Genomic DNA, 15,438 nt, shown 5'->3' on the forward strand with positions numbered 1-15,438 from the left:
AAAGAAGAAGCACACGCTAATTCCGTGTGCTTCTGTTTTTTATTACGGACTTATATTACCTGCAATAAATTCAAATTGATTTTCTTTTTTTAAATAACGTTGAGCTGCCTGTTGAATTGCTTTGGCTTTAAGTCCATTTAAATAACTAAGGTACTCTTGTGAAGAAACCCAGGGTCGTTGGTTACCAATTACATCGTAAAGACGCTGTTGCATCTTATCATGGGTTTGTAAATAGGTTTCAGTATATTTTAGTTTTATACGCTCCACCGCAGCTTCCAAGTATTTTTCAGAGATATCTCCTTCTTTCAGTTCTTCCACGATTTGCTGACACTCCTTTCGAATAGCCTCGATTTCCTTTGGAATACCACTGATCTCTATTTTTATTTGCACACGATTTTCTTCCAGATCATAATACCCGTCCGACCAAAGGTCATATACACTCAACCCCAACTCTTGTCTTAATCGTTGTAGCTTTGTTTCTATCAACTCTCCTAAAGTCTGTACCAATACCTCTTCTTGCCAAGGTAGAACTTGCTTAATCGGTTGGATATATTGCAAGTAATATTTTTCATTAGACATCAATTTTTGTGTTTTGATTCTTTGCACCAAGGGTCCTTTTAAAAGGGGCTTAGAAGAAGAAGCTGTAGGTCGACTTGTAGTTAAAACTGATTCCTCGGGGAGGTTTCCTAAGTATTTCTGTAATAATGGCATTATTTCTTCAGCATTAAAATCACCACTCAAAATAAACGTCCACTGACTCGCATCATTAAACAAGCGATTATAAATCTCTATGCTCTTTTCTGCTTGATGCTGCCGTAAGAATTTAGCGTTTTGCCAAGAATTTACATTTCTATACCCATAAAAACGAGGTATCACCGTATCTTCATAAAATTCTCGTATAGAAGATTTTATTTCTTCTTCTGAAGAAGGAACATAAGGTTCTCTTTCTTTATATAAAATCTCCCATGCCTTTACTTTTTTAGCCGAATAAGGAACTGCTTGAAAAAGGCTATAAATCCACTCCAATACCGCTTCGGTGGAGGCTAAAGGTGCTCTGGCAGCCATTCCAGTTTCCCGATAATCGATAAATGACTCACTGAGATGTATACCATAGCTTTCTTTAAAACTATTCAACGCTTTGGTAGTATAGTCTCTTAAATCTGTTTCCTGTATCCAACGAGGAGCCACAACAGCACTGGCATAATCCGACATAGAAAAAGCAGAAGCACCCTGTGGTCTAAATCCTTGCACGTATAAGTCTTTAGCGCCTATGCCTGAGGTGGGTTGAAAAGGCTTTAATATAATCTTTACTCCATTCTCTAAAACGAAAGCTCGACTGCCTTGTACTGGTGGCTCCACTTCAATACAACTAACAGGCTTCAAATCATTTTTTATAGCAGCGGGTATGAGCTCCTTTGTCACCACAGGCATTACATACGGCTGGAGTTGATTGGTGGATACCTCTGAAAGCTGTTTTCTTACCCAGTCTTCTTTTTTATAATACGATGGAAGCTTGCTTCCAGTTATCACCCCAACATCCTGAGGTTGCGTCTGTACAAATTCTTGTAAATGCTCATTAAAAGCGCTTAAGGATATATCTCTAAGCTTCGTTTCTAAGGTCTTCGGAGAAGCAAACAAGGGGTGTCCCTCTAAAAAATGCCTCTCTAATTGTTTGATCCAAAAATTATGAGCTCTTGGTAAACCTTGAGTTACATATTGTGCTACCACCTCCTTATACTCTTCGGGATAGACCCCATAGACTTTTAAAACCTGAAGCGCGTTGGTGATCCCAGCCAATACCTCTTGGCTATTTTGTGGTTGACCACTAAGTTGAATGGAATAAGACATGGGTTTAGAGGCGTATTGATATTCATTTTTAACCAAGATTTGGTCCGCATAGACATGCTCTAATCGCTTACGCAGAATATCAAGGAAAAGGTTAAATTCAATACTGCTTAGAAATCCTTTTGGCGTTTGTATACGCTCTGCCAGTTGCGTTCGGTAATAGAGCTGATACCTTAAAAGATGAGATGCTTCTGCTAGTTCTTCTACATAAAATTGTGGAGGTTTATTTTGATAAACTTCCTCACAATCCGTCATCTTATCCATCTGCTGAGCAGGTGGGATATCTCCGAAAAGCTTTTGTATATGTTGTTCTAGGTTCTTCATTTCTTTTAAATCTCCCACGATAAGAATAGCCATACGATCGGGACGGTACCATTTTTTATAAAAATGTTCTAATTCTTGAGGCGTTAAAGCCTCTATGCCTTCTAATAGTTGATCGGTAAAACGGGTACAAGGGTAAATCTTTGCCTCTAAAGCCTCTACAGCAGCGAGTATTAAAGGTTCATCACTTTCTCGAAATAACATCTCTTGCTTTACCGATGCTTTTTCCTTTTCAACCTCCCGGGCATTAAATTTTACATCTGCCGCTATATCCCTCAACCAATACAGTGCTTTTTCAACCCCTTGGGGATGCTCAGGCACCCGCAGGTAATAACTCGTACTCTTCATCCCTGTGCCTCCATTGATATCACCCCTTACCATCCCTAAACTGCGCATACTTTCGGGATGCATTATTCCCTTAGGAAAATGAGGACTGGGACCAAATGCTACATGCTCTAAGAGGTGTGCTAATTCTACTTGTCCTTCCTGTTCTTGCTCTACTCCTGCTTTGACCAAAAGACGCATATGTATCTTATTCCCCGCATTAGGGAGGTGTTTGAAGTAGTACTTTAATCCGTTGTTGAGTTGTCCTTCCACTACATCTGTCGATGGTCTTGAGTGTTGGGCAGATTGACCATAGCTTAAAAATACCATCATATACACCCCCAAGCCTATTATTATTCTACAAAATTGTTTGTTCATAGCTTCAAATTAATAGCCTGCGTTTTGTATGAGCTGGGGGTTACTTAATAATTCCGTAGCAGGAAGGGGGTATAGTACATCGGTACTTTCCCAGTCAGGGCTATAAGGAGCAAATACCTGATCGGTGGTATCCCATCGCTTCACATCCAACCAACGGTGGCCCCATTCGGTAAAAAGTTCTTTGCGACGTTCTTTTACCACTTCCTCTAATAAGGCAGACTGACTTATTCCTGGGTTGTTTTCTGACAATAGTTCTAACCCCGCTCGTTGTTTAATATGATCTAGATCTGCGATAGCCCCTGAAAGATCATTCTGTTGAGCACGAGCCTCTGCCCGTATCAAATACTGTTCGGCTAATCTTAAGATCATAGAATACTCGGTAGCTTCTCCTGTAGCATTATGGATTTTGTATTTGTACGCGTGATATACATCAAGTCCTTCGTGATAGCCTATCCAATCTATTTTGCGTTGATCTTCCTCGTCTAAATAATTCACCAAATCTGCTGTTAGTTTTACATAGGAAAAAGAAGGGATATAGGGATTAATGATGAATACCGAACCTTCATTGGTGTGTGTTAAACCTGTTCCGTTTCCTATAGGGGAAAGCTGCCAAATGGCCTCCGGACTGTTGGCTAGGAACACCTCATTTAAATCGGTAGGCAAACTGTAAGTTCCGCTGGCGGCGATCACTTCACTGCTGTAAATTTCGGCTAATTCCCAATTCTCTAAATAAAGGTGTACCCTCGCCAATAAAGCTTTTGCGGTATAGGCATTGATTTGTGTACGCTCTCCCGAGGAGTAGCTATTTCCCAGCGCATTGGCCGCAATTCCTAAATCCGCTAAGATGTTTTCATAAATCGCTTGTTTAGAACTTCTAGGTTCTACAGCATTTTCTTGGTAATCGGTTCCTAATACTAAGGGCACTTCTCCGTACAAATTCACCAAATAGAAATAGGTAAAAGCACGAACAAAACGAGCTTCTCCTTCCAATCGCTGTGCTGTTTCTGGCGATACTTTGGTGGAGACCTCTAGTCCTTCCAATAGAGAATTGACCATATAGATCATATTATAGGCGCTTCCCCACAAACCTTCATTATAAGAGTTCTCGGGATGCAACTGGTGATTTTGAAAACCTAATAGGTCGAAGGTATTGGTATTGATCAGCTCTAAATTATCTGCCGATAATCCTGCCAATACGGTGGTACTCCCCAACCAACCTGCACTAAAACTAGCTTGGTAGAGTTGATTGTAAATCCCTTGCATGGCGGCTTCTGCAGTTTCTTCGGTGTCGAACACTTTACTGCTCACCAGTTTATAATCGGGTTCTTCAATATCTAGCCATTCTTGGCAAGAAGTAAGTAGCATCCCTATAAGTAGGGTGCTCATTAGGATAAGGTATGTATTATTTTTCATCGGTATGTGTTTAAAAGTTAAGTTGCACCCCTGCGGTAAGGGTACGCAGGCTAGAAAAATCTGTTCCGCCCACGGGAGAATCAGGATCCATGCCTTTATAATCGGTCAGCGTCCATAAATTTTGTCCTGTTAGAAAGAATTTAGCCTGACTTAAACTCAGCTCCTCTATCCAGCTTAGGGGAAATTCATAACTTAAATTCAAGGTTTTTAAACGGATAAAAGAGGCGTTCTCTATCGTAAGATCAGATTGCACCGCCCGAGAATAAGCCTGTGAAGCTTCGTAGGTTTGTGATACCTGTTGATACGCACTAGAATTTTGATCGACTTCTGCTGTGAGGGCTTGCGGAAAACCAGCATTAAAGATATCCGCAAAGCTCCCTTCCTGTTTGACAAACTCAAATAAAAATTGCAAGGAAATTCCTTTATAGCTGAGGCTATTTTGAATGCCCCCAAAATACTCCCGGGTGCGGTCTTGAATCACCACCTTATCCTCTTGATCATAGACACCATCCCCATTTTGATCTATGACTTGATAATACCCCGTTTCTGGATCTATACCCTCATATTCATACAAGAGTGCTATATTTAATGGATGTCCCTCTCGGTAGGTATGGGCATAAGGAGATTGCTCTAGACCAGGGTAACTGATCAGTTCATTTTTTGGGAAGCTCATGTTCAAGGATGTCTGCCAACGAAAGTTTCCTTTACGGATATTATCGCTAGAAAATTCTACTTCCCACCCCCTATTTTCTACAGTCGCCGGTAAGTTGGCTTGTACGTTATTAAATCCTGTAGTGGCTGGTAATGGATAAGCTACCAATTGATTGGAAGAACGGTTGCGGTAGGCGCTCACCCCCAAATGGATTCTATCATTTAAGAACCCTAACTGCATCCCCACCTCTGCTTTTTTATTGACCTCCCAAGAATAAGCAGGGTTAGCCAAAGCCGTGGGGTAAAGTCCACCCGGACCAGGGGTAGCTTCATAAGCATCTAAATATCCATAATCTGGAATCTGATCGCTCCCCGTAGTTCCATAACTCCCACGCAGTTTCCCGAAAGATAACCATGCGAGGTGCTGTTTAAAAAATGCCTCATCGGTAAAAATCCATCCCGCTCCAATAGCTCCGAAATTAGCAAAGCGATTCCCTTGGGCAAAACGAGAAGAACCATCCCTTCTCCCAGTAAGGTTCAGGTAGTATTTTTTATCCCAGTTGATTCCGAGTCTGGCAAATGCTGCTTGGTAACGGTATTGGGTGTTTCTGGCTTGTGCGTGGAGCAAACTTTCTGCGGCTCCAAGATTTCCAATCAAAGCTTCTGCTACATAATTTTCCCCTTGTACAATAAAGGTATCGTACTGATTTTCTTGAAGCGTACTCCCCAGTAGCGCATGAAGACTTAACTTTCCCCATTGGTGTTGATAATTAAGTTGGGGTTCTATGATCCAAGACTGACGCTGACTTTGGGTATTTAAAGAGCGGTGCAGCGGTATAGAAGATGGATTATAAGAACGCTTGGGCATTTTTACCACTTCATCACTATTAAAATGGGTAAAACCCACATTGGTTTTCAAGGCTAGGCCTGGGATAATTTCATAAGACAGGTTAAGGCTGGTCACTAGATTGTGAGATTTTATTTCCGCCTTATTATAAAGTCCAGCTAAAGGGTGTTCAAGCCCTGCTTCTCCCCAAGTCTCCCAATTTAGGCTATTATCTTCGTTATAAAGTTCGGGCGCATTAGGTGGTAATAAAAAAGCATTGGCCTTAAAATCGGTTCCATTGCCCATCAGTTCATTTTGATCTACTCCATAGTTGAGTGCCAGCCCCAGTTGAAATTTTTCATCTTTAGATCGATGGTCTAGGTGTGCCCCACCCGTAAATTTTTGGTATTGTAAATCTACCGGGTAAATTGTCCCTTGTTGGTGAAATGCTCCATTTAATCTAAAATGCGTCTGGTCACTTCCGCCTTGAGCGGAAATATTCACATCGGTAATATCGGCCGTACCTCCCAAAAACTCTTCCTGCCAATCGGTTTCTCGATTTTGATCCCAAAGCAACAAGTCGTAGGCATTATATTCATCGGGTTCTACCCCATCATTTACAAAAGCTTGTTGTCGTATTTCAAGGTATTGTTGGGTATTTAATAGATCTAGTTTATTGGCAACGGTCGATACTCCTTTATAAATTCTGGCTTGAATCCCTTTTTGCCTCTTCCCCTTTTTAGTGCTAATCAAAATCACCCCATTGGCTCCTCGAGAGCCGTAAATCGCCGTAGCATCCGCATCTTTAAGCACCTCAATACTTTCTATATTACTCAGGTTCATTGTACTCAGGGGGTCTATTCCAGAAAAACTCAGACTAGTCTTACTCTCTACAGGAGTGGAGTTGATAGGAACCCCATCAATGATATATAAGGGGTAATTCCCTTCACTGCGCAGACTATTTTGTCCGCGAATTCGAATAGTGGGCGCTGCCCCCGGAGTATCAGTTCCCGTACTGATCTCCACCCCTGCCATTCTTCCTTGTAGGGCTTGTAACGGACTTACCACGGGCTGCAATTCTATCTCTTTGGCTGTGACCTTGGCGATATTACCTGTGCGTTCCCTCTCGGTAGTGGTGTAATAACCCGCATTGATCACCAGATCGCCCAGTGAGTTCTCGTTTTCTTTTAGCTGTATATTAATTTGCGTCTGCTCTCCCACTGCTACTTTTTGGGAGACATAGCCCATATAGGTATAGACCAAGGTGTCTTGCGGACTAGCCACCAATTGGTACTCCCCTTCAAAATTAGAGGTGGTTCCTCGGTTAGTACCTTGGACTTGAATGTTCACCCCTGGGATAGGGAGATCTTGGGGACCGGTAACCTGTCCCTCGATGATTTGTTGGCAGAACCCGCTTAAGGGAATAACTCCTATCAATAAAAGAGTTATCCTTAACAGGTGCTGCCTGTAAGAAAATTTCATAGATTTGTTGTGTTATTAGTTAATTCGATTTAGTTAATAATCGCCTTCTCCTTGACCGTCCAAAGTTGGGAGGGGGCTTTTTTGTTTTAATTTTTAGTTTTTAGCTTCTAGCCTTTAGCTATTAGCTTTCAACGTTTGCTGTCATGCTGAACCTGTACGTACGTCATGCTGAACTCGTTTCAGCATCTCATCCAGTTTATCGTCATGCTGAGCCTGACTCAGCATCTCATCCTCTTTAATTTTCTCGTCTTTGTCATTTCAAGCGGAGTCGAGAAATCTCATGATTTTTTTTAATTCATAGGCATTTAGTTTATATCCTTTACTTTTTCCCATCGCCGGAAAAAGACCTCTTCGATAGAAGATGCACGAACTCCCTTAAAATAGTAATGGGTGAGCTAAACAAACCCGCCTGACGGATAGGAAGGTCTAGCCTCATTGATACTCTTTTCTTTTGCATTGCCCAAAAGAAACAAACCCGCCCGACCGGTACGGGCAGGAGTCTAGGCTGACGAAACTATTCTTAAATTTATCAACCGAGGTCTAAATTTTAGGAACTCCCTGCGGTCAAACAGCCTAAAATTTTACAACCATCGATTTTCAAATTTCACAGAATACTTTCGATATGCCACATCAAAATATACTTGAATATTTAGAAGTAAATTCAGCATCCCAGATAATTCTATTCAATTCTTAGCTTTCAACGTTTACTGTCATGTTAAACTTGCACGAACGTCATGCTGAACCTGCCCGAATTAAATAATTCATTTAGGCGGGCTTGTTTCAGCATCTCATCCTGTTAAGCATCTCATCCTCTTTAATCTTCTCCTCTTTGTCATTTCGAGTCGAGAAATCTCATGATTCGTTTTATTTCATAAGCATTCATTTATTGATTGATTGTTCTCTTCTTTTCCATCGCTGAAAAGAAGCAAAAATCTAGGCTGACGAATCTTACTCTAAATTTATCGTTCGAGGTCTAAATTTTAAGAACTCACTTCGTTCAAACAGCTTTAAATTTTACGCCCTTTTCACTTCAAACCTGCCAGACGCACAGGCTGGTTTTACGAGCAATTTTCGATAGGCCATCTCAAATTATACTTGAATGCTTAAAATTAAATTCAGCAGCTCATCCTATTCGACGTCATGCTGAACTCGTTTCAGCATCTCATCCTGTTAAGCATCTCATCATGTTTAATTTTCTCGTCTTTATCATTTCGAGCCGAGTCGAGAAATCTTATTATTAATTCGTTTTATTTCATAAGCATTCATTCATTGATTGTTCTCTTCTTTTTTGCATTGCCCAAAAAAGAACCAAAAAAGTCTAGACTGATTTTTATTTCCTTGAATTGCTACGAGAATTTCTTATCCTGCGCAAGGGAAACCGTTTCACTAGTCCCTTGCTCCACAGCCATCGCTGCTAAATTCTCTGCAATTGCTACAGAATTAAAAAGAGGTCGTATTTTTCCCTACAAACGTCATGCTGAGCTTGACTCAGCATCTCACCCTCTTTAATTTTCTCCTCCTTGTCATTTCGAGCGGAGTCGAGAAATCTTCCAATTCAAAATCCAATTCTCTTGTCATTTCGAGCGTTATCAAGAAATCTTATTATTATTTTTTTTTATTTCATAGGCATACAAATTATTAAGTCCAACCCTAAACCATAGCGGTACTCTTAAAAAAGGAAGAAGGAAATGCTTTGAAAATGTAGAAGAGAAAAGCGAAATACAAAAAAGGCGCAGACCTCAATTTACCGACTTGAGGTACTGGTATACCTGACAACGATAAGAGAGGTTGCGCCCGGGTCGCAAGCCAATCTGCTTATCATCTCGTTGTCCAAAAATTACCAGTTTTCAAGTCGAGATTCAAAGCGAAAGCTTCTAATGTTTTTACTTAAAGAAGTATCGCAAATATAATATTATGATTCAAATATAGTGAAATTTATTTAAATATGTACTATAGAACATAATATTACATAGCTTTTTTATTTCAATTTGGCATATGCATGAATCCTTAGAAGAAATAGAAAAATATATTATTTCAAAAGTCCGAGAAATTAGAGAAAGTAAAGGCATCAAACAAGAAGCCCTCTCATTGGCTATTGGAAAAAATATAAGTTTTATATCTCAAATTGAAGCTCCTTCCAAGAAGTCTAAATATAACGTTATTCATTTAAATCTTATTGCAAAAGCTTTAGACTGCTCGCCAAAAGATTTTTGGCCAGAGAAACCATTGTAATTTTTTTGTACGAAAATTGAATATTAAATCTTAATTAGGAAATAAATAGAAATAGTAGTTTCTAGCTAGCTTGGGCACACCATAATTTAGTGAACTATGATATATCTATTTATACCGTTAAATTGTTAAAGTTTCATTCCTAACATACGTTCATCAAGGTTTTTCCAATTGGGAAGATGTTTTGAAAGCTCTGCCCAAAATTCTTTAGAATGGTTTTTGACTTTAGTATGGGTGAGTTCATGAACAATTAAGTAATCAATTAATGACCAAGATAGTTTGACCGCATCCACATTAATAATAATTGTATTACTAGGTGTACAACTGCCCCAAGTTTTTTCTAATTTTCTAAATTTCAATTCATTAAAACTCAACCCAGTTTCTTTAGACCATTTTTTTACTCGCGGGCTTAACTTTTCCTCTGCCTTTCTTTTAAAAAAACTGTTTAATGCTTCACTTATATCTAATTGCTTATAATTTTCTGGAACAGTAATTTTAAACTTAGACTCCGTAAATTCAATTATAACAGAAGATACTTTACTGTTCTTAAAAAGTTGTACGTAGTATTTTCTCCCTAAATATTGAATTCGTGAACCTGTAACAATTTCCTCATCTTCAATGGTTTTAACCAAGTCTAACTTATCTAAAATCCATTTGGCTTTTTTTAGAATGAGCTGCTGTGCTTTTTCTTCTGTAACCCGTTCACCTTTTAGCACAACCCCACTATTACGCTCTACTGTAATGTAATGAGACTTTAAACCATTAGTTTCCTTAATAGAATAAGCTATAGTCCTATTTCCGTAAGCTACACTAGGCATCTTTATTCTTCTTTAAAATTTCTAGCATATCCTTTGCCTTTAGCTTAGCTTCTATATTAGTAAGTTTGCTACGTAAGAAACGTTTAATCTTGTTCTCTATGTCTTTTTGAACTCTAGTTTTATCTACCCAACCTACAATACTCAACTCACCTGCTATTAAATCATATAAAGTATGGGTAGCATCTTCAGCACCTTCTTCAAAAATAATTTTCATTGAATTATAAACTGCTTTCTTTTGGTTAGTGACAAAACCTTTTTCATTACTTTCTTTGTCTTCTACTGCTATTTCTTCACCCAAGCCAGCATAAGCTAATAACAACTGTGTTTCTGTAATTCTCTGTTCTTTTTTCTGCTTTAAAAGCTCTTCTAAACGTTGTGCTAAGGGTTTAAAAAAATCTGGATTTTTATCTAAACCAACTTTAATAGTATGCTTTAGGTTGTTACGCATTTTTAATTCTTTAGTAGATGGAGAAGCGTTCATCATTTCTTCTTTAAACCTTTCCTTATCAATTATAGAAATAGGTTCTTCTAATAAGTTTTCTATCCCTTTAGATTGCAAGTGCCTATCTATCATATTTTGCAACATTGTACTCTCCTCTCTACTTACTTTTAAATCTTCATCATCAGGATAAAAATTTCTAGCTTGGAGTTTTATTTCATTATATAACTTAAAATCTTTTTCATATTTCATTGCTTTAATATTAGGCAAAACAATGTGTATAGATTTATTAAATTCTTTAAGCAATACTTTAAACTCGTCTCGCTTATCTAATGGTTCTATAAAGCGTATCGCTGCATCTATATATCTTTCACGTTCATATAGACGATCAATTTCCATAGGTTTAAAAAATGAGACTAATTTTGTATGATTTAATGCTAAACGTGGTAACTCTTCTGCCAAATTTTTTAAAATATCATCTGGTCTTAAATCACCACTAAAAATTTCCATTGCTTGAATGAGGTAAGACGAGATACCACAATAATCTACAATATACCCCGCATCTTTTCCTTTCTTAGAACGGTTTACTCGTGCAATTGCTTGTAGTAAATTATGCTCTTTTAAGGCTTTATCTAAATATAAAACACTGGCTATAGGTGCGTCATACCCCGTAAGCAACATATCACTCACAATTAAAAATGCAGTATTATCATATTTCTTTTTACCAGATTTTTCCTTTTCATTTTCATTACCAAACGGAAGTTTATAATCTTCTGTAACCGTTTTCACCGCTTCGGGTGCCGTTAGCCAAATAGGCATAGGGTTGTCGGGGTTTTCTTTATTATGTTCTACCGCAGTATAATATTCTTTAGCGATTTCATCAGTTTTTGGCGAACCTAAACTAATAACCACTTTCGATGTGAATTGATGAAAACCTTCGTTTTCTAACTCCTTAAAAATCTTTTGATATTTTATGGCTGCTTCCCGTCCCGACGTAACCAACATCGCTTTATGCTTGTCGGTATAAATCTTATCTCTGTAGTGAGTAATAATGTGTTTCGCTACATCTCGCATTCTGCTGTAGGATAACTGATATTTACGCAAAGCAGCTCTCTTTAGTACGTCCTTTTTTTCTTCGGAAGTGTCTTTAAACTGCTCATCAAATTCTTTATCCAGCTCTTTCTTTTTAACATCTAGTTGAGCTATGCCTTCATCATAGAATAATTCTTTGGTAGCCCCATCGGCAACCGATTCTTTAATAGTGTATACATCTATATATTGCCCACCATAAAATTCACCTAAAGTGCTTTTATCTTCCTTGCTAATAGGTGTTCCTGTAAATGCTACAAATTTGGCATGCGGGAGTATAGAACGCATAAAAGCTGCTAAGAAGCCATAATGACTTCTATGTGCCTCATCTACCAATACATATAAGTTCTTTTTATCAGAAAGGTGTTTTAATTCTATTTCTTCTGTATCTACCTCTACCCATCTTCCTTGCTGAAGTTCTTTGGTGATTTTAATAAGCTTATTTTTATCTAGATCTACTTTTTTTTCGATTCTGAAATTTTCATTTTCTTCTAATTCAGTTTGGTCTTGAATTGAATTATCTTCGGTATCGGTTTCTTGAAACTTTTGTAATGTAGTGGTTATAATTTTACCATAATTATTAGATAGTAACGTATTTAAATGCGCTACCGATGATGCTTGGGTAACATTTTTAAATCCTATGTTTTGAAAAGTGGTGGTGATTTGCCTATCTAAATCTTTACGGTCGGTCATGACCATTACCGTTGGGTTGTCAAAACCGTATTCTGGTGCCATCAATTTTCTTGTTACATAGGCCATGGTTATAGATTTACCTGAACCTTGTGTATGCCAAACCACCCCACCACGACCTTCTTGCAAACGTGTAATGGTTTTATTAGTAGCACGTAACTGCTGGTAACGTGGTAGTTTTTTTATGAGTTGCCCGTTTTCATTTTCAAAGATTACAAAATGACGAATTAGATCTAGCAACTGTTCTTTACGAAAAATAGAGTGCAGTAAAATATCTTGATGTGTAGGCTCTTCGCCTAGAAAACTAAGCTCTTCTTCTTGATGTGGTTTATATACCGAATAAAACTGTTTGGGTGCTTGTATAGCTCCATACTTACCTCCTACTTTCCAGATACCAACCAATAACTGATTAAAGTGAAATAACTTTTCTGAATTTTCTTGGTAATGCTTTAGATCTCCAAAAGCAGACTCCCAAGCGTTTTGGGCTTTTGGCGATTTACACTCAATAACTGCTATGGGTAACCCATTTATATAAATAGTAATATCTGGAGAAGAATTCCACGTTTTACCTTTGTATTTTAACTGACTTATAGCCTGAAAGTCATTGTTGTCTATACATTCATAATCTATAAAATAAACAGGAATAAAAACTTCTTCTCCTGCAATTTTTTGTTTTAAACTCAACTTAGAACCGCGTAAATGCTCCCAGATTTCTTTATTAATCTCTATTAATGAAGTACCTGTAATAGAAGTGATGCTGTGAAATGCTTTTTGCACATTGTTCTCATCAAGCTGCGGATTGATACGTTTAATAGCTTCCAGCAATTGATCTTTAAAAATAACCTCGCTAATGTCTTGACGTGTATCTAAGTTTTTAGCAGTACCACTGGTATAGCCCATACGCTCAAAAAGTTGTAATGCTGGTAATTCACTATATAGATATTCTGGTTGGCTAGTATCACTCATTCTATTATTGTTATTGTACAGTTATCGACCAATTATTGATTATTTATTGATTTTTGGTCGATAAAATATTTTGTGATTCTCCTTCTCCTAAAATCTGCATAAGATGTAGAAATCAAATCGTAAATTTTATTTCTTATTTTATCTTAAAACCCTCACAGTCTATTTATTACACAGAAAGCTATTGTTTTTTCGGTTATATTACCGCTAACATTCGTTGATTATTTATTACTTTTTGTTCGATAAATATAATTGGTAAACTCACTACTATACTTCTTTTTATCAGACATTTTATCGGACACTTTATCGGACATTGATGGATTATTTATTGCTTTTTGTCCGATAACTTATATTGCGTACCTCGTTTTTCTCCAATTTTTATAACTTTTTCATCTTCTATTAATTTATCTATAGAACGTTTTAATTTCTTTTCGTGAATCTCTAAACCTATTCTTGTATGAATATCGGCCTTAGCAGCTGGAGCATATATCTTTAAATCTTCTAAAATTAAATGTTCTAAACGGTGTGGTTCAATCTTTTTTAAATCTGTTTTTCCTTTAAAATCGACACTCTTTAATAACTTTGGGTTTACATAGTACTCGGTAGCTTTTGTTTTACCCTTACTTAATACAATATCATTTTTAAGTAAGTTCCCCAACCAATATTTAATAGAATCTTTATTTCTTAACGAGAGTTTACTAGACAGGTTAATTGCAGATAAAACACCACTTTGTGCAATTAAGCCTAACGTAATAATTTCTTTTTGGTTTAAATTGAATTCATCATTTACGTTAGACATTAGCCTAACTACCTCTTTACTTATAATTTGTTTTTTTAAAGTAACAATTACTCTATCATCCCATTCTTCTACAACAGGTTCTGGTTTACCGTTAAACAACTGTATTTCAAAAACCTTATCATAACCGCTACCTTCTTTCTCGATCAGTTTTAAATCGTGAAATATTTTAGATAAATGTTGATTACGCTGTACAGATTTAGATATAATATTAGAAGGCGTTACCCCTAAAGGTAATCTTCCCGGGGAATGCACCTCTAATCTATCGTGATATAAATTGATAAAAATATCACCACGCATGGTATAAACTTTATGCACTAGCGCATTGGCGATAATCTCCCGTATTACTTCAATATCATAATTAGGGATTGTTTTTCTAAAAATACCATCTGAAATTTCAACAGACTCTTTCCAATCTGGTAGAGCTATAATTTCATTTAATAATTCTTTTGGGTTTTTTGTAAAATCGTCCCAAAGTAATTTATTTATTTTATTACCTGTTTCATCATATTTAATAAACTGAATGGTAGGTGCATAATGAAGTAAGGCTCTGTCTTTTCTGCTACCAAACCATAAAACACCTAAGTTGGTTAAATACTCTTCTGCGGTTAATAAATAATATTCTAGTAGCTCCTCCCTAGACATTTCTTTTACAAAACCACTTACCCGTTCTGAATTTATAATATCTGATAATAAAGTATCTCTTTTTTGATAATCTGCAGCTGCTAACTTTACTTTACGCACTACTTTTTCTTCCCAAATAAAGGCTTGTTTGTCTGCAGCAACCCTAGACATATCTTCTGGCATTAATGGTCTGCATTCATCTGCTACACGCATATAATATTTACCGTTAGAAGTGCAAGCTATGGTCTGTTTACTTTGTAATACTTTTAAATTAATAAACTCTCCCCCGTTTTCTGCTGTTGCTATGGTAGGAATAATCCCCACATTTAAAGTAAGCTGCGGTATTTTTTTATTTATTTTATCTACTAAAGAAGAGGTGATCTTTTGTGAAGCTTCTGGAAGTTTTTTATCATCTTCTATCCCAATATGTATTTCACCACCCACGCCATTGGCAAAGCAAACACAATCTTTGGCAAGTTCCTGCCAGTTGGCAGTCTTGCCTTGTATAAGTTTTAAGGATTTTTTATCGAAATGACTGTTTTCTTCCATA

General features: G+C 37.3%; 7 protein-coding genes. 1 reads left to right on the top strand and 6 read right to left on the bottom strand.

Annotated elements, in window-relative coordinates:
• Positions 1-42: 42 nt before the first annotated feature.
• From FT986_RS11110 to FT986_RS11120, 3 genes are read right to left on the bottom strand one after another with little or no spacing between them, the layout of a single operon-like run.
• Positions 43-2,868 (bottom strand): M16 family metallopeptidase, encoded by a 2,826-nt coding sequence (locus FT986_RS11110; RefSeq protein ID WP_147865116.1) that lies wholly within the window; start codon positions 2,866-2,868, stop codon positions 43-45.
• Between the two features lie 9 nt (positions 2,869-2,877).
• On the bottom strand, positions 2,878-4,281 hold the full coding sequence (locus FT986_RS11115) for a RagB/SusD family nutrient uptake outer membrane protein (protein ID WP_147865117.1): 1,404 nt from the start codon (positions 4,279-4,281) through the stop codon (positions 2,878-2,880).
• Positions 4,282-4,291: 10 nt separating this feature from the next.
• Entirely contained in the window at positions 4,292-7,240 is a 2,949-nt protein-coding gene (locus tag FT986_RS11120) for a SusC/RagA family TonB-linked outer membrane protein (RefSeq protein WP_147865118.1), read from the bottom strand.
• A gap of 1,995 nt (positions 7,241-9,235) precedes the next feature.
• Between FT986_RS11120 and FT986_RS11125 the strand changes: the two genes are divergently transcribed.
• Entirely contained in the window at positions 9,236-9,472 is a 237-nt protein-coding gene (locus FT986_RS11125; protein ID WP_147865119.1) for a helix-turn-helix domain-containing protein, read from the top strand.
• 125 nt (positions 9,473-9,597) lie between these two features.
• Here the strand turns inward: FT986_RS11125 and FT986_RS11130 are convergent, their stop codons facing one another.
• From FT986_RS11130 to FT986_RS11140, 3 genes are all read right to left on the bottom strand, one after another.
• Complete coding sequence (locus tag FT986_RS11130; protein WP_147865120.1) at positions 9,598-10,287, bottom strand: M48 family metallopeptidase; 690 nt, start codon at positions 10,285-10,287, stop codon at positions 9,598-9,600.
• Positions 10,280-13,471 (bottom strand): type I restriction endonuclease subunit R, encoded by a 3,192-nt coding sequence (locus FT986_RS11135; RefSeq protein WP_147865121.1) that lies wholly within the window; start codon positions 13,469-13,471, stop codon positions 10,280-10,282. Before FT986_RS11135 ends, FT986_RS11130 begins: the two co-directional genes overlap by 8 nt.
• A 322-nt stretch (positions 13,472-13,793) precedes the next feature.
• Entirely contained in the window at positions 13,794-15,437 is a 1,644-nt protein-coding gene (locus tag FT986_RS11140) for an ATP-binding protein (RefSeq protein ID WP_147865122.1), read from the bottom strand.
• Between the last annotated feature and the right edge of the window lies 1 nt (position 15,438).

The sequence above is a fragment of the Mesonia sp. K4-1 genome (genome assembly GCF_008017825.1).
In the GTDB taxonomy this organism is placed as follows: Bacteria; Bacteroidota; Bacteroidia; order Flavobacteriales; family Flavobacteriaceae; genus Mesonia.

What these genes read in the sequence shown, in the direction of transcription:
- FT986_RS11140 (WP_147865122.1), bottom strand. Translation starts at nt 15,437, where the DNA reads ATGGAAGAAAACAGTCATTTCGATAAAAAATCCTTAAAACTTATACAA.
- FT986_RS11130 (WP_147865120.1), bottom strand. Translation starts at nt 10,287, where the DNA reads ATGCCTAGTGTAGCTTACGGAAATAGGACTATAGCTTATTCTATTAAG.
- FT986_RS11115 (WP_147865117.1), bottom strand. Translation starts at nt 4,281, where the DNA reads ATGAAAAATAATACATACCTTATCCTAATGAGCACCCTACTTATAGGG.
- FT986_RS11135 (WP_147865121.1), bottom strand. Translation starts at nt 13,471, where the DNA reads ATGAGTGATACTAGCCAACCAGAATATCTATATAGTGAATTACCAGCA.
- FT986_RS11125 (WP_147865119.1), top strand. Translation starts at nt 9,236, where the DNA reads ATGCATGAATCCTTAGAAGAAATAGAAAAATATATTATTTCAAAAGTC.
- FT986_RS11110 (WP_147865116.1), bottom strand. Translation starts at nt 2,868, where the DNA reads ATGAACAAACAATTTTGTAGAATAATAATAGGCTTGGGGGTGTATATG.
- FT986_RS11120 (WP_147865118.1), bottom strand. Translation starts at nt 7,240, where the DNA reads ATGAAATTTTCTTACAGGCAGCACCTGTTAAGGATAACTCTTTTATTG.